This is a genomic window from Pseudomonas sp. H3_E04, from assembly GCF_054668915.1.
This window is the reverse complement of record NZ_CP162797.1, coordinates 4,035,872-4,054,331: the sequence shown is the minus strand read 5'-3', so window position 1 is coordinate 4,054,331 and position 18,460 is coordinate 4,035,872. Positions and strand designations below refer to the sequence as shown.

Here is an 18,460-nt window from a genome sequence, read left to right as displayed (position 1 = left end):
GGCCCATGTGGGAGCGAGCCTGCTCGCGAAGGCGGTGTGTCATTCGACAGCTAAGTTGCGTGTGATGGCCTCTTCGCGAGCGGGCTCGCTCCCACAGGTTTGTGTGTTTGTCACAGGTATCGAGGACATTTGAGTCATGAGCAAATCCGTCGCCATCGTAGTGTTTCCCGGGGTGCAATCGCTCGATGTCAGCGGCCCCATGGACGTGTTCGCCGAAGCCAACCGCTTTCTTGCGCCGCAGGATCACTATCGTTTGCAAGTGATCGGCCTCGAGGACGGGCCGATGGCCTGTTCCAACGGAATGAGCCTGAACGCCCACTGTCACTTCAGCGAAGCAACGGATAGCCCCGATCTGTTGCTGGTCGCCGGTGGCCCGCAATTGCCGTTCATGGATTTTGGCCCCACATTCGACGCCTGGTTGCGGGGAGCCTGTGGCCGCGCCCGGCGTTTCGGCTCGATCTGCAATGGCGCGTTCATGCTCGCCCGCGCCGGTTTGCTGCACGGGCGCACCGTCACCACGCACTGGAACGATGCCGAGGCATTGGCGCAGTTGTGCCCGACCACGCGGGTCGAGGCGGATCGCCTGTATGTCGAGGACGGTGCGCTCTACACCTCGGCCGGGGTCACGGCGGGCATCGACCTTTCGCTGTACCTGCTGGCGCGTGACCACGGTGCCGAGGTCGCGCTGAGTGTGGCGAAACGGCTGGTGGTGTTCACCCAGCGCTCGGGCGGGCAATCGCAGTTCAGCCCGTTCCTCACGCCGCATGCGGAACCGACGTCAGCGGTGGCGCTGGTGCAGCTGTATGTGCTGGCCAATCTCACTGGCGATCTGACGATCGCCGATCTGGCCAATGCGGCGAACATGAGTGCGCGCAATTTCTCCCGGGTGTTCGCGCGGGAAGCCAAAGTGACTCCGGCGGAGTTCGTTGAGCGGGCGCGGGTGGATGCGGCAAGGGTGATGCTGGAAAGCACCACGGCGCCGCTGAAGACTGTGGCGTATCAGTGCGGGTTTCGTGACGCGCAGCATATGCGCAGTGTGTTCAACCGCAGATTAGGCGTCACGCCGCAGCAGTTTCGGCTGAATTTTGCCGTGAAGCTCTGACGTTTTGCGGCGTCGCTGAAGGCCCTTTCGCGAGCAGGCTCGCTCCCACAGGAGAACGCATTTCAATGTGGGAGCGAGCCTGCTCGCGAAGGGGCCGGTCGAGACGGCATTAATCTATTGCGCAGCCCGCGCAGGCAACAGCTTCAACGTACTGCGCGTATTCGCCAGCACCTCTTCCTCACTGAAATGCGCCTGCACATAAATCCCCTCCACATACGCCTCGGCCTGGTCGTCATAGTGACTGTCCAGCGGCACGCCACTCTGGCCGACCGGGTTAATCGTCAGGCCATGCACCGGATCGGCAAAGTCCACCAGACGCCGGGTCGACGGTCCATAGGTCACCGGCCACGGCGCCGGGCCGATTTTTGCCGAGAGGTTGTTCGGCACTTCATGACTGCCCGGCGCCGCGAACGGGCCGACGTTGAACAGGCGATCCAGCGGCTTCTGCTGTCCCAGCGGATGGCCGTGAGTCAAGGTGTGTGCCGCGCCCCACTGCCAACCCGCCACGTTGTCGCCGAGGGTCAGTTTCAGATGCGCCATGCTTGCCGCCCACGCCGTACGCACGACATCGGCGCGGGTTTCCTTGGCCGGCGTGCTGCGATTGTCCCACCAGGGTGAATCCGCCTTGGCCGCCACGCGTGGCAACGCGGAGTCGATCACCCGCGTCGACAGCAGGGTGTCGAAAAAGTCATTGCCCAACTCATCGCGCATCGCCGCATCGGCAAGGTCGTAGAGGAACTGGGTGAACACCGTCGCGCTGACCGAATTCAGCGGATAGTCGCCAGGCCACTGCGCCAGTTGCTCAACCAGTTTCAGCTGCGCCGGATCACTGACCACCTCACGCAACACCGGCAACAGCGGCGCCAACAGGCGCGGGCCATAACCGGTCGCCGTGCCCAGCTGCAGTTGCTGGTTGGTCTCGTTGCTCCACTTCACCCGGTTGTCGCTGAGCTGACGATCGAGCTGCTGACCGCGATCGGCAAGGTTGTAGTAACCGGGAATCTCCATGCCGGTCGGCGATACGGGCTGGAAGTTGGCCGAGACGATATAGCCGCGCGCCGGGTTCTCTTCCTGCGGGTTGGCGCTGAACGGGTAGTAACCGTCCTTGTCCGCCTCAGGCGTACTGCCGTCGAGAATGAAGCCCGGTTTCACCCCGGCCGGACGTTTGGGCAGCAAGGCCGAGGCCCACCAGGCGATATCGCCTTTGGCGTTGGCGTACACCAGATTCAGACCCGGCGCCTGCACCTTGGCCGCTGCCGCGCGGGCCTTGGCCAGCGTGTCGGCGCGGTTGAGCTGGTAGAAGCCGTCGAGGATCGGGTTCGGTGTTTCGAGGAAGGCCCACCACATCGCGATGGGTGTTTTTCCGGCAGCGCTGCCGAGGGCGTCGTTGACGATTGGCCCGTGCGGAGACTGGCGCAGGGTTATCGTCACTGGAGCCTGGCCTTTCACATTGATCTGCTGCTCGCTGACGAGCATGTCGGTCCACTGACCGCGATACCAGACTTGATTGGGGTTGCCCGGGTTGACCTTCTCGGCGATCAGATCGAGATCATCGTTCTGGAACATGGTCAGGCTCCAGCCGAAATCGAGGTTGTGCCCCAGAAACGCGAACGGCACCAGCGCTTGATGATGGCCGTACAACTCGAAGCCCGGCGCCGACAACTGCGCCTCGTACCACACCGAAGGCACCGAGAAACGGATATGCGGATCGCCGGCCAGCAACGGCTTGCCACTCTGGCTGCGGCTGCCGGCAATCACCCAGGCGTTGCTGCCCTCGAATTGCGGCAGGCCGTTGTCGATCAGCGCCTGTTCGCTGAGGCGGGCGAGGGCGGTGAGGTCCTGCCAGTCGCCGGCGGCAAGGGCCGGCGCGTGCCGGGCGTGATCGCTAGCCACAACGCCTTTGGCCTGCCAGTCGAGATCGAACACATTCAGGTAATCGGCGCCGAGCTGATCGCGCACGTAGGTCAGCAACGGCTCGGTGCGAAATGCGGCGGCAAAGCTGTAGGCCATGTAACCGGCGACGCTGATGCTGTCTTCGGCAGTGAACGGCCGCTTGGGGATGCCCAGCACGTCGAACTCGATCGGCGCGGCGTGGCTGCTCTGATATTGGTTGATGCCGTCCAGATAGGCTTGCAGGCCCTTCCACGCCGGCGACTGTTTGTCGAGGCTGGCGACGTAACTGGCGGCACGCTCGCGGATGCGCAGGCTGCGGAACAGCTTGTCAGTGTCGAGCAGTTTTGGCCCGAGCACTTCGGCCAGCTCACCGCGGGCGAGGCGGCGCATGGCTTCCATCTGGAACAACCGGTCCTGGGCATGCACATAACCGAGGGCGCGATAAAGGTCGGTTTCGTTTTCGGCGCGGATATGCGGCACACCGCGCTCGTCATAGCGCACGGTCACCGAGCCTTGCAGGTTGCGCAACTCGACCTGGCCCTGGCGCGTCGGCTGCTTGCTGTAGAGATAGCCGCCGGCGACGCAGAGCAGGACAACGATGAGCAGGGCAACAACGGTGAACGCACGCTTCATGGTGACTCCTTGTGCAGGCGGGAGGGCCGCCCGTCGGGCTGCAAACATTTAGCACAGAGCATCTGTGCGCTGCAGCGCTGTCCTTGAAAAGTCCGGAATGCCTTACTTTGCCTCCACCGACCACGGGCAATAACAACCCACCGCCAGCGTATGCGTGGCATTGACCGGGCGATCCTCGGTCAGGGCATGCAGGATCGGTTCGATAAAGCTGTTGCTGGAGTTGCAGGTCAGGCCTTCGCTGTACGGGCCGAAGTAGGCAAGTTTGCCGCTGCGATCCCAGATCGCGACGGCGGGGCTGGCAGGGATCTGTTCGGAGCCGGGCAGGACGATGATGGTTTTCAGGCTGGCGAGGGTGGCGGGCAACTGGCCGTGGCTGCCGGGTTTTTGCACGGCGAAGAACTCTACGCCGCGAGGACCGAACTGTTCGACCATCGCGCTCAGGTGCTGTTGATTGCCGACGTTGCACGGGCAGGCCGGGTCCCAGAAGTGCACAAGACGGATATTGCCCGCCCCGGCGAGGTTGTCCGGCAGGCGCAGCGGATCGCCGGAAAACACGGCAGTGTGTTCGCTGAACGCGCGCAGATAGCGGCCCTGAAACCAGTCATACGCCGCCCACAGCACCCCGGCGCAGATCAGCGCGAGCAGGCTGGCGAACAGTGCGGTGCGGTAGGGCGAACGCATGGATTTGCTTCCTCAGAGGCGGGCTAGCTTGCCATGTCTGCCTCTACAGATGAATATCGCAGGCCGATAAAGTCCGTTTACCGCTCTGGAATGCCCGCATGCCTGATACTTTCGACCCCGATCATTTACGCGCGAGCCTCAAGCCATTGGCCGAGTGGCAGCCGTTATCGGATGAGGCGAAGGCTTATCAACGCTTCTACAAGACCGACTTCGCCGAGCGCGATGTCTGGCGCGGCATGGGCCGTTTCGAAGTCGATGGCTACGAGCTGGTCAGCCATTGCTGGTGGCCGGAGAAGGTCAAGGCGACGCTGTTTCTGCTCCACGGTTACTACGATCACATCGGCCTGTACCGGCATGTGATAGAGTGGGCGCTGGATCAGGATTTCGCCGTGATCGCCTGCGACTTGCCGGGGCATGGGCTGTCGAGCGGGCCACGGGCGAGCATTCGCGATTTCGCTGAATACCAGGATATGTTGCAGGCGCTGTTTGCTGAAGCGAACTCGATCGCGCTGCCGCAGCCTTGGCATTTGTGCGGGCAGAGCACCGGTGGCGCGATTGTCGTCGATCACCTGCTCAACCATGGCGAGAACAGTCCGGCGCAGGGGCAAGTGATTCTGCTGGCGCCATTGGTGCGACCAAGGGCGTGGGGCTGGTCGCAGTTGAGTTATTACCTGCTGCGGCCGTTTGTACGCGGTGTGGCGCGACGCTTCAGCGAGAACTCCAATGATCCGGATTTCCTGCCGTTTCTGCAGGCCGATCCGTTACAGCCAAGACGTCTGCCGACCAAATGGGTGGGCGCGCTGTCGCGCTGGATCATTCGCGTCGAGCACGCAAAAAAAAGTCCGCGACGGCCGCTGATCATTCAGGGGCAGGCGGACATGACCGTCGACTGGCAGCACAATCTGCAGGTGTTGAAGTGGAAGTTCGACCGGCCGCAGATCCTGCTGTTGGCCGAGGCACGGCATCACCTGGCCAATGAAACGGCGGAGATGCGCGAGGAGTATTTCGAATTCCTGAGCAAGCGGATCAGGGGGCGAAATCTCTAATGCCTGGGAGGGCCTCTTCGCGAGCAGGCTCGCTCCCACAGGGGAATGCATTACAGGCTGTGGGAGCGAGCCAGCTCGCGAATGCGATCTTTCAGGCAGCGAAAATCACTGGCCGACCGCCAACCCCGCCCGAATCGCCGCCAGTGCCGCCTGGTAATAAGCCTTGCCCTCGGTCGACTCGGCAAACGTCGCAAACTCTTCCAGCTCTTCATCCGACAAGTCGCGGTAGACGTAAAGCAGGGTGTTGTTCAGATCGGCGCCGATCTGATCCATCAGGCGCTGGCGCTGACCATTCAACATACCCTGTGCCTGTCCGCCACCGAGCAGTCCCGGGATCATCGAACTCAAGCTGTCCGCTGCTACGCCGGCAATCGCCAGACTGACCTCGGCGCCAGCCTCACGGGCCGGCAAGGCTTGCGCCAAGTGGCCGATGATCAGCAAGCGACTGTCGCTGGCCTGCATCTTCGGCAGGCCCTGGGCGTTTTTCGCCAGTTGGTCACGGCGAGTTGCGAGCAATTCGGCGGCGACGATTTTCTTGCCCAGCGGCGACTGGAAGAAGGTCAGCGCCGGTTTCGGGTCGGCAAGTTTCTGCCGCAGTTGCGCTTCGGCGCGTTGATCCATGGCCTGTGCGGCGAAGCGCTGGTTGCTGTTGTTGACCAGGGCCTGAAACACCGCAGGCGGCAGGCTGTTCTGATAGCGCTGCTGGGCGGCGCTCAGGGCATCGTTGAAATGCGCGCGTTGTTCTGGCCAGCCGGCGACCTTGTACAACTGATCGTGGCCGTCCGCCCAGGCGGGCAATACGCAGAACATCAACAGTGAAAAAAGCAAACGGCGCATAGGGACTCCTGTCAGCAGCGGACTATTGTCCGTGCGGTGCCGGTACTTGTCGAGAATTCGTAGCAAGCCGCTGCGTGGCTCTGTCGGATTTATTGCCGTCGGCATACTATGCGCGCCATGCCGATATCCTCTGAACACCCGCTGCTGTTACGCATTGTCGACGACCTGGCCGAACACGGCTGGTCGCAGCAGAACATCTTCCTGCCCGCCGATCTGACCCGGGCGCTGGCGGCCGAGTGCCGTAAACGAGAAGCCGAGGGTGAGCTGGCGCCGGCGGCGGTCGGACGCGGGCCGTTTTCGGAGATTCGCGAGGGTATTCGCGGCGATCACATCCAGTGGATCGACCCGGGCCAGGCCGAGGCCACTGATCGTTATCTGAGCCTGATGGACAGTCTGCGCGAGGCGCTCAATCGCGGTCTGTTTCTGGGCCTGGAAGACTTCGAATGCCATTTCGCGCTGTACCCGCCCGGCGCGTTTTACCTCAAGCACGTCGACCGCTTTCGCGATGACGACCGACGCATGGTTTCGGCCGTCATCTACCTCAACGACGCCTGGCTGCCGGAGGACGGTGGTCAGTTGCGCATGTACCTGGGCGATGAACGTGTGCATGACGTACAGCCGACTGGCGGCTGCCTGGTGGTGTTTCTCTCCGGCGAAGTGCCCCACGAAGTGTTGCCGGCCCATCGCGAGCGCCTGTCGCTGACTGGCTGGTTCCGTCGCCGTGGCAACGAGCCGTTCTGAAGATGGAAAAAATTCTGGTCAGCCGCTGCCTGTTGGGCCATCGCGTGCGTTATGACGGTGGCGCGAGTGGGCCGTTTGATCTGCTTGAGCAATGGATCGAAGAAGGACGCGTGGTGCCGTTGTGTCCGGAAGTGGCCGGTGGTTTGCCGACACCGCGGGCGGCGGCGGAGATTCCTGGCGGGCAGGGCGGTCAGGTGCTCGATGGCACTGTTGCGGTCATCACTAGCGACGGTGAGGATGTCAGTGCGCCGTTTATCGAGGGTGCACGGCAAGCGCTGGAACTGGTGCAAAAGCACGGCATTCGGGTAGCGGTGCTCAAGGCCAACAGTCCGTCTTGCGGGAATCTGGTGACGTATGACGGCACGTTCAGTGGGGTCAAAGTCAGTGGCGAAGGGGTGACGGCGGCGTTGCTCAAGCGCCATGGGGTTCAGGTGTTCAGTGAGCTTGAGCTGCCGCAAGCCGCGCAGGCCCTGGCCCGACTCGACTAAAGCGCCAGCACCCATTCAACTGTAGGAGCTGACGAGTGAAACGAGGCTGCGATCTTTTGATCTTTTTGAATCAACATCAAAAGATCGCAGCCTGCGGCAGCTCCTACGGTTCGTTGAACCACTTCTTCGACAGCGCCGCCAGGCGTCCGTCGTCTTTGATCCGCTGCATCGCGCTCTTGAGGCTGGCCTGAAACGCCGGGTTGCCCTTCTGGAAGGGAATCGCCAGCTCGACCGGCACTGCCGCTTTCGGCTTCTCTTCGGTCAACGCCTGCACCAGCACCATCGGCCGTGGCGTTTCATCCTTCTTCGCCAGCAATTGCCCGTCGACCTGGCCGTACGGCTCGCTGAAGTCGAAACGATCCTTGAGTTCGGGTGTCAGTGCTATGTGATTGAGCGCGACGTCGTACTTGCCGCTTTCAACGCCCTGGAGCAGGTCGCCCTCGTCGGTGACGATAAAGTCGGCACGCACATCCAGCTCCTTGGCCAGAAGTTGCCCAAGCTCGACCTCGAACCCCGTGAGGGTGTCGCCTTCCTTGTAATTGAAGGGCGGTGTATTAGCCTCAAGGGCTATGCGCAGCTCGCCACGGTCGTTGACGTCATCAATCAGTTCGGCGTGAACCAGCGGGCTCAGAAGGGGTAGCAGGCAGAACAGGCCAGGCAGCAGGCGCATGGTCACTCCTTTGAAATCATTATCGCGACGCTCTGATTCAGGCTCGCTTTGCTATGGTTGTCGAGTGCCTTCGACAACGAATGGTCATGAAGTTGTCATGACCGTGCGGATTTTACGGAAAAACTGGAGAAGAAAATGAAAAGCTTTATGTCTCGTGCAGCGTTGGCCGGTGTGCTGATGGGTGTTTCGGTGCTGGCCAGTGCGGCGACACCGGCGCCAAAGGATGCTGAAGTGTTCATCGTTTCTCCCGAGGACGGCGCCACGGTTTCGCAGACCTTCATCGTCAAGTTCGGTACCAAGAACGTCGCGCTGGCACCGGCTGGTGATCCGACCAAAAATACCGGTCATCACCATCTGCTGATCGACGCCAAGGAAATCGTTCCTGCCGGCTCGGTGGTCCCTACCGATGCCAACCATATGCACTTTGGCAAGGCGCAGACTTTTGCTGAAATCAAACTGGCTCCGGGCAAGCACACCTTGCAGCTGGAACTTGGCGACAGCGGTCACATGGCATTCGACCCGCCAATCGTCTCGAAGAAAATCACCGTTAACGTGGAATAAAAAAAGGGAGCCTTCGGGGCTCCCTTTTTTTATTCAGCTTCAAGTGGCTAGCTGCAAGCGGCAAGTAAAGGCAAAAGCGCTTTTCACTTGCCGCTTGTAACTTGTGGCTTGTAGCTGCTCTTAGAAGAGAACCCGGCTACGGATAGTGCCGTTGACGTGTTGCAGCTTCTCTTGCGCCAGCTCCGAGTATTCGGCGTCGACGTCGATCACCACGTAGCCAACCTTCTCGTTGGTCTGCAGGAACTGACCGGAGATGTTGATACCGTTTTCGGCGAAGACCTTGTTGATCTCGCTCATCACACCCGGGATGTTCTCGTGGATGTGCAGCAGGCGGTGCTTGCCAGGGTGAGCCGGCAGGGCCACTTCCGGGAAGTTGACCGACGACACCGAAGTACCGTTGTCGCTGTACTTGACCAGTTTCTCTGCCACTTCCAGACCGATGTTGGCTTGCGCTTCGGCGGTCGAGCCACCGATGTGCGGGGTCAGGATCACGTTGTCGAGGCCACGCAGCGGGCTTTCGAACTCTTCGTCGTTGGAGCGTGGTTCCACCGGGAACACGTCGATGGCCGCGCCGATCAGGTGCTTGTCCTTGATCGCGTCAGCCAGAGCGTCCAGTTCAACCACGGTGCCACGAGCAGCGTTGATCAGAATGCCGCCCTTCTTGATGGCGCGGATTTCCTTCTCGCCGATCATCCACTGAGTGGCGGCAGTTTCCGGCACGTGCAGGGTGACGATGTCGGACATGCCCAGCAGCTCGTGCAGGTTGTTGACCTGCGTGGCGTTGCCCAGTGGTAGCTTGGTCACGGTGTCATAGAAGAACACCTGCATGCCCAGGCCTTCAGCCAGCACCGACAGCTGCGTGCCGATCGAGCCGTAGCCGACGATGCCCAGCTTCTTGCCACGGATCTCGAACGAGTTGGCGGCGGACTTGATCCAGCCACCACGGTGGCAGGAGGCATTTTTCTCAGGGATGCCGCGCAGCAGCAGGATCGCTTCGGCCAGCACCAGCTCAGCCACGGAGCGGGTGTTGGAGTACGGCGCGTTGAACACGGCGATACCGCGCTCGCGGGCTGCACTGAGGTCAACCTGGTTGGTGCCGATGCAGAAACAGCCGACCGCGACCAGTTTCTTCGCGTGATCGAAGATCTCTTCGGTCAGTTGCGTGCGCGAGCGAATGCCGATGAAGTGAGCGTCAGCGATCTTTTCCTTGAGCTGGGCTTCCGGCAAGGAACCAGTCAGGTATTCGATGCTGGTGTAGCCCGCCGCCTTGAGGACGTCGACAGCCGATTGGTGGACGCCTTCGAGAAGAAGGAACTTGATCTTGCTCTTATCGAGAGAAGTCTTGCTCATCTGCGTAAACCTGTATCCCGGAGAAAAATGGCAGGGAGGGAGCAGCTTGGAGCTGACCCGCACGGCAACAAAGCCGTCACCGCGGATCTGGCCTTGGGCACTGTCCTGCGGGGTCGGTATGCTAGCATAGCCACCCCGCTAAACACTCATTCCTGCGACGTGAAGCGTTCTCAGGATGACCATGAATTGTTCGAGAGTTCTGTCGATGACCAATCCTGCGCTGATTGATGAACTGAAGACCCTGGTTGAGCCTGGCAAAGTCCTCACCGACGCCGACTCCCTGAACACCTACGGCAAGGATTGGACCAAGCACTTCGCCCCGGCGCCGAGCGCCATCGTGTTTCCCAAGACCATCGAGCAAGTGCAGGCCGTGGTGCGTTGGGCCAATACCCACAAGGTCGCGCTGGTGCCCTCCGGCGGGCGCACCGGGTTGTCCGCCGCTGCGGTGGCGGCCAATGGCGAAGTGGTGGTTTCGTTCGATTACATGAACCAGATTCTCGACGTCAACCTCACCGACCGCACCGCCGTGTGCCAGCCGGGTGTGGTCACCGAACATCTGCAGAACGTCGCTGAAGAAAACGGCCTGTACTATCCGGTCGACTTCGCCTCGGCGGGTTCCAGCCAGATTGGCGGCAATATCGGCACCAATGCCGGCGGGATCAAAGTGATTCGCTACGGGATGACCCGCAACTGGGTGGCCGGCATGAAAGTCGTCACTGGCAAGGGTGACGTGCTCGAACTGAACAAGGACCTGATCAAGAACGCCACCGGTTACGACCTGCGTCAGCTGTTTATTGGCGCCGAAGGTACGCTCGGTTTCGTCGTCGAAGCGACCATGCGCCTTGATCGCGCGCCGAAAAACCTCACGGCGATGGTCCTCGGCACCGCCGATTTCGATTCGATCATGCCGGTGCTGCACGCCTTCCAGGGCAAGCTCGACCTGACCGCGTTCGAATTTTTCTCCGACAAGGCTCTGGCCAAGGTCATGGGCCGTGGTGATGTGCCGGCGCCATTCGATACCGAGTGCCCGTTCTACGCCCTGCTGGAATTCGAAGCGACCACCGAAGAAGTGGCCAACAGCGCGCTGGAGACCTTCGAACACTGCGTAGAACAGGGCTGGGTGCTCGACGGCGTGATGAGCCAGAGCGAAACCCAGTTGCACAACTTGTGGAAGCTGCGCGAGTACATCTCCGAAACCATTTCGCACTGGACGCCGTACAAGAACGACATCTCGGTTACCGTCTCGAAAGTGCCGGCGTTCCTGCGCGAGATCGACGCGATCGTTGGCGAGCACTATCCGGATTTCGAGATCGTCTGGTTTGGCCACATCGGCGACGGCAATCTGCACCTGAACATCCTCAAGCCGGAAAATCTGAGCAAGGACGAGTTCTTCGCCAAGTGCGCCACTGTCAACAAGTGGGTGTTCGAAACCGTCGAGAAGTACAACGGCTCGATCTCGGCCGAGCACGGCGTGGGCATGACCAAGCGTGATTACCTGACCTACAGCCGCTCGCCGGCCGAGATCGAGTACATGAAAGCGGTCAAGGCAGTGTTCGACCCGAACGGCATCATGAACCCGGGCAAGATTTTCCCGGTTTGATCGGTAATCTCTGTTGAATCAATAAAGGCAGGAGTCGGTAAATGAGCTATCAGCACCAGTACGTCGACGGCACGCGCATTCACTTCCCGATCGGGAAAGTCGTGTGCATTGGCCGCAATTACGCCGAGCACGCCAAGGAACTGGACAATCCGGTGCCGACCGAGCCGCTGCTGTTCATCAAGCCGGGCAGTTGCGTGGTGCCGCTGGAAGGCGGGTTCAGCATTCCGACCGAGCGTGGTTCGGTGCACTACGAAGCGGAAATCGCCGTGTTGATCGGCAAGCCGCTGTCGACCAAGCCGAGCCGTGAAGAAGTGCTCGATGCGATCTCCGGCTTCGCCCCGGCGCTGGACCTGACCCTGCGCGACAAGCAGGCCGAGCTGAAAGCCAAGGGCCTGCCATGGGAAATCGCCAAGTCGTTCGACGGCGCGGCGGTGATCGCGCCGTTCGTGGTCGGCAGCACCTTCGCTGACCTGACCGACATCGGCATCCGCCTGACCATCAACGGCGAAGTGCGCCAGGACGGCAACAGCAGCGCGATGCTCAACCCGATCGTGCCGATGATCCAGCACATGGCCGGCTGCTTCTCGCTGCAGGCCGGTGACGTGATCCTCACGGGCACGCCAGTGGGCGTCGGCCCGCTGAACGTCGGCGATGAAATCGTCCTCGAACTGCCGGGGGCGAGCAGCTTCAGCAGCAGCGTGCGCTAACCGCAACACCGTGTACCCAGGTGGGAGCGAGCCTGCTCGCGAAGACGGACTGTCAGGCGACGATGATGTCGTCTGACCCGGCGCCTTCGCGAGCAGGCTCGCTCCCACATTGTTGTGCGGCGTGCTGTAGATAGCTGACAGCACACGCCAATCCCGCCATTTCCCGTTTTTTTCACATCCTCTCTGGATAATTTCCGCGAATCTGGCGTCTCAGCCGGCCTCTTTGTGCTATTACCCTTGGCCTGAATTTACGGAACGCGTCCCCTGATGGCATCTCGAACTCAGCAGAAACCCACTCTCCGATCCCGCTTCGTCCTGCGCTGGTATGTCTGGCTGTTGCTGGTCATCGCAGCGGCCTATGGGCTGGCGTTCGCCATGCACTGGGATGATCGTGGTGTGCTGTGGGTGCTGGAGCGCTTCGAGAGCAAGGCCGAGCAGAAGGAGAGCGTGTGGCTGCCGGATTATCAGGTCGTGATCGATGCCAAGCCGCTGCCGGGCATGGAGAAGGACGAAGCTTCCGATCTGGCTTACAACCCCCAGACCAAAACCCTGTTTGCGGTGATGGGCAAAAATCCGTTCCTCGCTGAGCTGACACTGCAGGGCGACGTGTTGCGCAAGATGCCGCTGGTGGGCTGGAGCAATCCGGAAGGCCTGACGGTCATGGAAAACGGCCTGCTGGCGATCGTTGATGAGCGTCAACACACACTGTCGATCGTCAAGGTCGACGCCGGTACGCGCGAGCTGAACATGGCCGACTTTCCGAAATACGATCTCGGGCCGTCGAAAGACCAGAACAAAGCCTTTGAAGCCATCACCTGGGATCCGCGTAATCGACAGCTGATGCTCGGGGAGGAACGTCCGCCAGCGCTGTTCACCTGGAAAAGCGACGGCAGCCAGACCCTGACCGGCGACAAGCAGAAGCTGGCCAGTGACGAGCTCGACATTCGCAACCTCTCGGCGCTGGCCGTCGATCCGCGCACTGGCCATCTGCTGGTGTTGTCGGCCGATTCGCACCTTTTGCTGGAACTGGACGAGAAGGGCGAGCAAGTCAGCTTCATGACCCTGCTCGGCAATTTCAACGGCTTGAAAGACACCATTCCCCGCGCCGAAGGCATGACCATGGACGAGGACGGCACGTTGTACATGGTCAGCGAACCGAACCTGTTCTACCGCTTCGAAAAACACCGGTAATTTTCCCTACGACAATCGCGGAATTAGGCGGTTGTCGTGGCAGGCAAGTGGCCATTAAGCTTCAGTTCAGACAGGCGTGATATTTCATCCGCCTGCCTTGAACCCGAGCCTGCCTGAATGCGTCGACTTGCCCGTCCCAAACCGCTGATTCTTGTCCTGTTGATGATTGCCCTGATCGCGTTGCTCGCGATCGGTCAATACCTGCGCCTGTTCGAGCGCGCCTGGTTCAACCTGCACACGCTGTGGCAGCCGTTGAGCAGCGAGGCCATTGGCCTGGATCAATATCGGGTGACGATCGAAGCGCGGCCGATCGACGGGCTCGACGATGACGTTTCGGCGCTGACCTACGATCCGGTGCGCAAAAGCCTGTTCACCGTGACCAACAAGAATTCCGAACTGATCGAACTGTCGCTGGAAGGCAAGATCCTGCGGCGCATTGCCCTGGTCGGGTTCGGCGATCCGGAAGCGGTCGAGTACATCAGCGCCGACACTTACGTGATCACCGACGAGCGCCAGCAACGCCTGATCAAGATCCACCTTGAAGCCGACACCACTTTCCTCGATGCCGAAGACGCCGAGCAGATGACTCTCGGTGTGCACATGGCCAGCAACAAGGGTTTCGAGGGGCTGGCGTACGACTCGGTGGGCAAGCGGCTGTTCGTGGCCAAAGAACGCGACCCGATGCTGATCTACGAGGTCCACGGTTTCCCGCATTTCAAACCGGACAAGACCTACGCCGTGCACGTGATCAACAACCCCAAGCGCGATGCCGGGATGTTCGTGCGTGATCTGTCGAGTCTGCAGTACGACGAGCGCAGCGGGCACCTGCTGGCACTGTCGGACGAGTCGCGGTTGATTATCGAGCTGGATGTCGACGGCCGCCCGTTGAGCACCATGTCGATCAGCGGCGGGCGTCAGGGTTTGCAGAAAACCGTGCCGCAGGCCGAGGGGATTGCGATGGATGATGACGGTGCGTTGTATCTGGTGAGCGAGCCGAATCTGTTTTACGTCTTCAAGAAACCGGCACAGCCCTAACCAACACCCCAAGACACTGTGGGAGCGAGCCTGCTCGCGAAGGCGGTTGGCCAGTCAATGAAGATGTTGGCTGAACAGGCGCATTCGCGAGCAGGCTCGCTCCCACAGGTCTATTTGTCTGCCCATGATTCGGGCAGTCTGTTACTCAGCCTTCAGGGTTTTCACGCCTTCGCTGGTGCCCAGCAGCAACAGATCCGCCGGGCGCGCGGCGAACAGGCCGTTGGTGACCACGCCGACGATCGCGTTGATCTGCGCTTCCAGCTCCACCGGGTTGGTGATCTGCAGGTTGAACACGTCGAGGATGATGTTGCCGTTGTCGGTCAGTACACCTTCGCGGTACACCGGGTCGCCACCGAGTTTGACCAATTGGCGGGCAACGTGGCTGCGTGCCATCGGGATCACTTCCACCGGCAGCGGGAATTCACCGAGCACCGGCACCAGTTTGCTGGCGTCGGCAATGCAGATGAAGGTCTTGGCTACAGCCGCGACGATCTTCTCGCGGGTCAGGGCCGCGCCGCCGCCCTTGATCAGGTTCAGGTGCGCGTCGCTTTCATCGGCGCCGTCGACGTAGAACTCCAGATCGCTGACAGTATTGAGCTCGTACACCGGAATTCCGTGGCCCTTGAGGCGCGCGGCGGTGGCTTCGGAGCTGGCGACCGCGCCATCGAACGCGCCCTTGTGCTGGGCCAGGGCGTCGATGAAGCAGTTGGCGGTCGAGCCGGTGCCGACGCCGACGATGCTCTTGTCGTCGAGTTTCGGCAGGATGAAGTCGACGGCGGCCTGGGCCACGGCCTGTTTGAGTTGATCCTGAGTCATGCGGGCTCCGAAACGGGCAAGGGGTGGGCAGAAAGGCCGGCATTATAGGCCTCACGGTCGTGGAGGTCATTGTCCTATTGGCAGATCAAAAGATCGCAGCCTTCGGCAGCTTCGACAGAGGAATGTGTTGCAAAGTGGAGGAGCTGCCGAAGGCTGCGATCTTTTTGGACGCATAAAACCTCTGGATCCGTGTGGTCGTCCGGCTGAAAGCCGGGTTAGACTCCTTGGCCCTGCCCAACCCGCTCAGTGATGCTTTCCGATGCTCGAACAGTACGTCAAAAAGATCCTCACCTCGCGCGTTTATGACGTTGCCGTAGAAACCCCGCTGCAGAACGCCCGCCAGCTCTCCGAGCGGCTGGGCAATGACATCTGGCTCAAGCGTGAAGACTTGCAGCCGGTGTTCTCGTTCAAGATTCGCGGTGCCTACAACAAACTCACCCAGCTGACTGACGAAGAGCGCGCCCGTGGCGTGGTCACCGCGTCGGCGGGCAATCATGCGCAGGGTCTGGCTCTGGCGGCGAAAGTGTTGGGCGTCAAAGCCACGATTGTCATGCCCAAGACCACCCCGGAAATCAAGGTCGAAGGCGTGCGCTCTCGCGGCGGCAAAGTGGTGCTGCACGGTGACTCGTTTCCGGAAGCGCTGGCCTATTCGCTGAAACTGGTCGATGAAAAAGGCTACGTCTACATCCACCCGTACGACGATCCGCACACCATTGCCGGGCAGGGCACCGTGGCCATGGAAATTCTTCGTCAGCACCCGCAGCCACTGGACGCGATCTTCGTTCCGGTCGGCGGTGGCGGGCTGATCGCCGGTATCGCGGCGTACGTGAAATACCTGCGTCCGGACATCAAGGTCATCGGTGTCGAACCGGACGATTCCAACTGTCTGCAAGCCGCGATGGCGGCGGGCGAGCGCGTGGTTCTGCCGACCGTAGGCATCTTCGCCGACGGTGTGGCGGTGGCGCAGATCGGCCAGTACACCTTCGAGATCTGCAAGGATTACGTCGATGAAGTGATCACCGTCAGCACCGATGAGATCTGCGCAGCAATCAAGGACATCTACGACGATACCCGCTCGATCACCGAACCTGCCGGCGCGTTGGGCGTGGCCGGGATCAAGAAATACGTCGAGCAACGAGGCGTCAGCGGCCAGACCTTCGTCGCCATCGACTCCGGCGCCAACGTCAACTTCGACCGTCTGCGCCACGTCGCCGAACGCGCTGAGCTGGGCGAAGGGCGCGAGGCGATCATCGCCGTGACCATTCCCGAGCAGGCCGGCAGCTTCAAGGCCTTCTGCGAAGCCATCGGCAAGCGCCAGATCACCGAATTCAATTACCGCTACAACACCGGCAGCGAAGCGCACATCTTCGTCGGCGTGCAGACCCACCCTGACAACGATCCGCGCAGCGCATTGCTGGCGAGCCTGACCGAGCAGGGTTTCCCGGTCATCGACCTGACCGACAATGAACTGGCCAAGCTGCACATCCGCCACATGGTCGGCGGTCGCGCGGCGCAGGTGGTGGATGAAGTGGTGCTGCGCTTCGAATTCCCGGAACGTCCGGGCGCCTTGTTCAACTTCCTCAACAAGCTCGGCGGGCGCTGGAATATCTCGATGTTCCACTACCGCAACCACGGCGCGGCTGATGGCCGTGTGGTCGCCGGCCTGCAAGTGCCCCATGACGAGCGTCATCTGGTACCGGCAGCACTGGCGGAAATTGGCTATCCATACTGGGACGAAAGCGACAATCCGGCCTATCAGCTGTTTCTTGGCTGAGCGGCTACGCTGATGGGCATGGATCTACGGATGAGAACGACATGGAAACCCTGACCACCCTGAAAGTCCTCCACGTCGCGGCGACCGTGGTCATCCTCGTGAGCGGGCTGGGGCTCGCCGCCCTGACCTGGCGTAATCGCAGCGAAGGAGCGGCCAGTACGATGCGCCGTCCCTGGCTGTTCATCTGGTGTCTGATGCTGATCGGCATGCTCAGCATGCCTTTCACCGGTTGGTGGCTGGTGCATCTGGTTGGCTGGCCATTGGGCCAACTGTGGATTCTGGGGTCCAGCGTAATCTACGCCGTGGCCACGCTCAGTGCGGTCTGGCTGCTGGTCCGGCTTGATCGGCTTTGGACCAGTGGGGTGGGCAATCGCAAGTTCAATCTGGCCCTGGCGATTGTCAGCGGCGTTGGGTTTGTCGCTATAGCGGCGTTGATGGGGGCCAAGCCGGTTTAAGGCTTGAGACCGAGTTGCGGCCATTCGCGAGCAGGCTCGCTCCCACAGGAGATTTGTGAATGACACAGATCCAATGTGGGAGCGAGCCTGCTCGCGAAGGCGATATCAGTCGCGCAACGAAATCACCGGCCAGCCACGCTTCTCGGCCTCGGCCCGCAGATTCGGGTCAGGATCCACCGCCACCGGATTCGCGACCTGCTCCAGCAACGGCAGATCATTCATCGAATCGCTATAGAAATAGCTGTCCTCAAGCGAATACCCGGTCTCTTCCAGCCAACGATTCAGGCGCGTGACCTTGCCTTCACGGAAACACGGAATGTCGGTGCTGCGTCCGCTGTAGCGGCCGTCGATCATTTCGCATTCGGTGGCAATCAGGGTTTCCACGCCCAGGCGTACGGCGATCGGTGCCGTCACGAAACGGTTGGTCGCAGTGATGATCACCAGTTTGTCGCCAGCGTCGCGGTGCTTCTTCAGCAGCTCCAGTGCCTTGGGCAGCACGATCGGCTCGATGCAGTCGCGCATGTAATCGCTGTGCCATGCGTCGAGCACGGCCATTTCGGTGCGGCCGAGAATTTCCAGACAGAAGTTCAGGTAGGCAGCGTTGTCCAGCTTGCCGGCCAGGTAATCCTGATAGAACTCGTCGTTGCGCGCCTTGTAGGCGATCGGGTCGAGGAAGCCGCGCTCGCACAGATAATCGCCCCAGGCGTGATCGCTGTCGCCGCCCAGAAGGGTGTTGTCCAAATCGAATAAAGCCAGGCGCATTGCAGTTACCCGCTGAAAAGTCAGTAAAAAGGCGACAAGAATACGGTCTTTTCACAAGAGTGCACATAAGGTAGGAACCTTCGTTGCCGCCTGATCAAGCTTTGTGGAACAATGCGGC

At 61.0% G+C, this 18,460-nt stretch carries 18 protein-coding genes; 11 read left to right on the top strand and 7 right to left on the bottom strand.

What is annotated here, in order from left to right:
* Positions 1–136: 136 nt before the first annotated feature.
* Positions 137–1,102 (top strand): GlxA family transcriptional regulator, encoded by a 966-nt coding sequence (locus AB4N53_RS18355; RefSeq protein ID WP_460122168.1) that lies wholly within the window; start codon positions 137–139, stop codon positions 1,100–1,102.
* A gap of 114 nt (positions 1,103–1,216) precedes the next feature.
* On the opposite strand, the gene AB4N53_RS18350 is transcribed toward AB4N53_RS18355, so the two are convergent.
* Complete coding sequence (locus tag AB4N53_RS18350) at positions 1,217–3,628, bottom strand: penicillin acylase family protein (RefSeq protein WP_460122166.1); 2,412 nt, start codon at positions 3,626–3,628, stop codon at positions 1,217–1,219.
* Between the two features lie 102 nt (positions 3,629–3,730).
* Complete coding sequence (locus AB4N53_RS18345; RefSeq protein WP_460122164.1) at positions 3,731–4,309, bottom strand: DUF6436 domain-containing protein; 579 nt, start codon at positions 4,307–4,309, stop codon at positions 3,731–3,733.
* Between the two features lie 98 nt (positions 4,310–4,407).
* On the opposite strand from AB4N53_RS18345, the gene bipL reads away from it, so the two are divergent.
* On the top strand, positions 4,408–5,355 hold the full coding sequence (gene bipL, locus AB4N53_RS18340; protein WP_206421419.1) for a phospholipase BipL: 948 nt from the start codon (positions 4,408–4,410) through the stop codon (positions 5,353–5,355).
* Positions 5,356–5,460: 105 nt separating this feature from the next.
* On the opposite strand, the gene AB4N53_RS18335 is transcribed toward bipL, so the two are convergent.
* On the bottom strand, positions 5,461–6,192 hold the full coding sequence (locus AB4N53_RS18335) for a DUF2059 domain-containing protein (RefSeq protein WP_024014712.1): 732 nt from the start codon (positions 6,190–6,192) through the stop codon (positions 5,461–5,463).
* Between the two features lie 108 nt (positions 6,193–6,300).
* Here AB4N53_RS18335 and AB4N53_RS18330 point away from each other — a divergent pair, with 108 nt between their 5' ends.
* Both AB4N53_RS18330 and AB4N53_RS18325 read left to right on the top strand, forming a co-directional pair.
* Positions 6,301–6,933 (top strand): 2OG-Fe(II) oxygenase, encoded by a 633-nt coding sequence (locus AB4N53_RS18330; protein WP_039757483.1) that lies wholly within the window; start codon positions 6,301–6,303, stop codon positions 6,931–6,933.
* A gap of 2 nt (positions 6,934–6,935) precedes the next feature.
* On the top strand, positions 6,936–7,421 hold the full coding sequence (locus AB4N53_RS18325; protein WP_460122161.1) for a 2-thiouracil desulfurase family protein: 486 nt from the start codon (positions 6,936–6,938) through the stop codon (positions 7,419–7,421).
* Positions 7,422–7,524: 103 nt separating this feature from the next.
* On the opposite strand, the gene AB4N53_RS18320 is transcribed toward AB4N53_RS18325, so the two are convergent.
* The gene (locus AB4N53_RS18320; RefSeq protein ID WP_460122159.1) at positions 7,525–8,091 is read right to left on the bottom strand and encodes a transporter substrate-binding domain-containing protein; all 567 of its coding nucleotides are present in this window, start codon (positions 8,089–8,091) and stop codon (positions 7,525–7,527) included.
* Positions 8,092–8,226: 135 nt separating this feature from the next.
* Between AB4N53_RS18320 and AB4N53_RS18315 the strand changes: the two genes are divergently transcribed.
* The gene (locus AB4N53_RS18315; RefSeq protein WP_460122157.1) at positions 8,227–8,652 is read left to right on the top strand and encodes a DUF4399 domain-containing protein; all 426 of its coding nucleotides are present in this window, start codon (positions 8,227–8,229) and stop codon (positions 8,650–8,652) included.
* A gap of 120 nt (positions 8,653–8,772) precedes the next feature.
* Here the strand turns inward: AB4N53_RS18315 and serA are convergent, their stop codons facing one another.
* The gene (serA, locus tag AB4N53_RS18310; protein ID WP_024014707.1) at positions 8,773–10,002 is read right to left on the bottom strand and encodes a phosphoglycerate dehydrogenase; all 1,230 of its coding nucleotides are present in this window, start codon (positions 10,000–10,002) and stop codon (positions 8,773–8,775) included.
* A 205-nt stretch (positions 10,003–10,207) separates the two neighbouring features.
* Between serA and AB4N53_RS18305 the strand changes: the two genes are divergently transcribed.
* The 4 genes from AB4N53_RS18305 (at position 10,208) to AB4N53_RS18290 (ending at position 14,535) form a co-directional block, all read left to right on the top strand.
* Positions 10,208–11,602, top strand: coding sequence for an FAD-binding oxidoreductase (locus tag AB4N53_RS18305; protein ID WP_024014706.1), 1,395 nt, complete (start codon positions 10,208–10,210; stop codon positions 11,600–11,602).
* 41 nt (positions 11,603–11,643) lie between these two features.
* Complete coding sequence (locus AB4N53_RS18300) at positions 11,644–12,309, top strand: fumarylacetoacetate hydrolase family protein (protein WP_024014705.1); 666 nt, start codon at positions 11,644–11,646, stop codon at positions 12,307–12,309.
* Between the two features lie 267 nt (positions 12,310–12,576).
* Complete coding sequence (locus tag AB4N53_RS18295; RefSeq protein WP_460122155.1) at positions 12,577–13,500, top strand: SdiA-regulated domain-containing protein; 924 nt, start codon at positions 12,577–12,579, stop codon at positions 13,498–13,500.
* 117 nt (positions 13,501–13,617) lie between these two features.
* Positions 13,618–14,535: an SdiA-regulated domain-containing protein gene (locus tag AB4N53_RS18290; protein WP_460122153.1), complete on the top strand. Its 918-nt coding sequence runs from the start codon at positions 13,618–13,620 to the stop codon at positions 14,533–14,535.
* Positions 14,536–14,676: 141 nt separating this feature from the next.
* Here the strand turns inward: AB4N53_RS18290 and rpiA are convergent, their stop codons facing one another.
* A complete protein-coding gene (gene rpiA, locus AB4N53_RS18285; RefSeq protein WP_007913886.1) occupies positions 14,677–15,351 on the bottom strand; it encodes a ribose-5-phosphate isomerase RpiA in 675 nt (224 codons plus the stop codon).
* Between the two features lie 259 nt (positions 15,352–15,610).
* Between rpiA and ilvA the strand changes: the two genes are divergently transcribed.
* On the top strand, positions 15,611–17,125 hold the full coding sequence (gene ilvA, locus AB4N53_RS18280) for a threonine ammonia-lyase, biosynthetic (protein WP_460122151.1): 1,515 nt from the start codon (positions 15,611–15,613) through the stop codon (positions 17,123–17,125).
* Between the two features lie 41 nt (positions 17,126–17,166).
* Positions 17,167–17,580: a DUF2269 family protein gene (locus AB4N53_RS18275; RefSeq protein ID WP_460122149.1), complete on the top strand. Its 414-nt coding sequence runs from the start codon at positions 17,167–17,169 to the stop codon at positions 17,578–17,580.
* A gap of 105 nt (positions 17,581–17,685) precedes the next feature.
* Here AB4N53_RS18275 and AB4N53_RS18270 read toward each other — a convergent pair whose 3' ends face one another.
* On the bottom strand, positions 17,686–18,342 hold the full coding sequence (locus AB4N53_RS18270) for a histidinol-phosphatase (protein ID WP_016772679.1): 657 nt from the start codon (positions 18,340–18,342) through the stop codon (positions 17,686–17,688).
* Positions 18,343–18,460: the final 118 nt, after the last annotated feature.

What these genes read in the sequence shown, in the direction of transcription:
- AB4N53_RS18355 (WP_460122168.1), top strand. Translation starts at nt 137, where the DNA reads ATGAGCAAATCCGTCGCCATCGTAGTGTTTCCCGGGGTGCAATCGCTC.
- AB4N53_RS18350 (WP_460122166.1), bottom strand. Translation starts at nt 3,628, where the DNA reads ATGAAGCGTGCGTTCACCGTTGTTGCCCTGCTCATCGTTGTCCTGCTC.
- AB4N53_RS18345 (WP_460122164.1), bottom strand. Translation starts at nt 4,309, where the DNA reads ATGCGTTCGCCCTACCGCACCGCACTGTTCGCCAGCCTGCTCGCGCTG.
- bipL (WP_206421419.1), top strand. Translation starts at nt 4,408, where the DNA reads ATGCCTGATACTTTCGACCCCGATCATTTACGCGCGAGCCTCAAGCCA.
- AB4N53_RS18335 (WP_024014712.1), bottom strand. Translation starts at nt 6,192, where the DNA reads ATGCGCCGTTTGCTTTTTTCACTGTTGATGTTCTGCGTATTGCCCGCC.
- AB4N53_RS18330 (WP_039757483.1), top strand. Translation starts at nt 6,301, where the DNA reads ATGCGCGCCATGCCGATATCCTCTGAACACCCGCTGCTGTTACGCATT.
- AB4N53_RS18325 (WP_460122161.1), top strand. Translation starts at nt 6,936, where the DNA reads ATGGAAAAAATTCTGGTCAGCCGCTGCCTGTTGGGCCATCGCGTGCGT.
- AB4N53_RS18320 (WP_460122159.1), bottom strand. Translation starts at nt 8,091, where the DNA reads ATGCGCCTGCTGCCTGGCCTGTTCTGCCTGCTACCCCTTCTGAGCCCG.
- AB4N53_RS18315 (WP_460122157.1), top strand. Translation starts at nt 8,227, where the DNA reads ATGAAAAGCTTTATGTCTCGTGCAGCGTTGGCCGGTGTGCTGATGGGT.
- serA (WP_024014707.1), bottom strand. Translation starts at nt 10,002, where the DNA reads ATGAGCAAGACTTCTCTCGATAAGAGCAAGATCAAGTTCCTTCTTCTC.
- AB4N53_RS18305 (WP_024014706.1), top strand. Translation starts at nt 10,208, where the DNA reads ATGACCAATCCTGCGCTGATTGATGAACTGAAGACCCTGGTTGAGCCT.
- AB4N53_RS18300 (WP_024014705.1), top strand. Translation starts at nt 11,644, where the DNA reads ATGAGCTATCAGCACCAGTACGTCGACGGCACGCGCATTCACTTCCCG.
- AB4N53_RS18295 (WP_460122155.1), top strand. Translation starts at nt 12,577, where the DNA reads ATGGCATCTCGAACTCAGCAGAAACCCACTCTCCGATCCCGCTTCGTC.
- AB4N53_RS18290 (WP_460122153.1), top strand. Translation starts at nt 13,618, where the DNA reads ATGCGTCGACTTGCCCGTCCCAAACCGCTGATTCTTGTCCTGTTGATG.
- rpiA (WP_007913886.1), bottom strand. Translation starts at nt 15,351, where the DNA reads ATGACTCAGGATCAACTCAAACAGGCCGTGGCCCAGGCCGCCGTCGAC.
- ilvA (WP_460122151.1), top strand. Translation starts at nt 15,611, where the DNA reads ATGCTCGAACAGTACGTCAAAAAGATCCTCACCTCGCGCGTTTATGAC.
- AB4N53_RS18275 (WP_460122149.1), top strand. Translation starts at nt 17,167, where the DNA reads ATGGAAACCCTGACCACCCTGAAAGTCCTCCACGTCGCGGCGACCGTG.
- AB4N53_RS18270 (WP_016772679.1), bottom strand. Translation starts at nt 18,342, where the DNA reads ATGCGCCTGGCTTTATTCGATTTGGACAACACCCTTCTGGGCGGCGAC.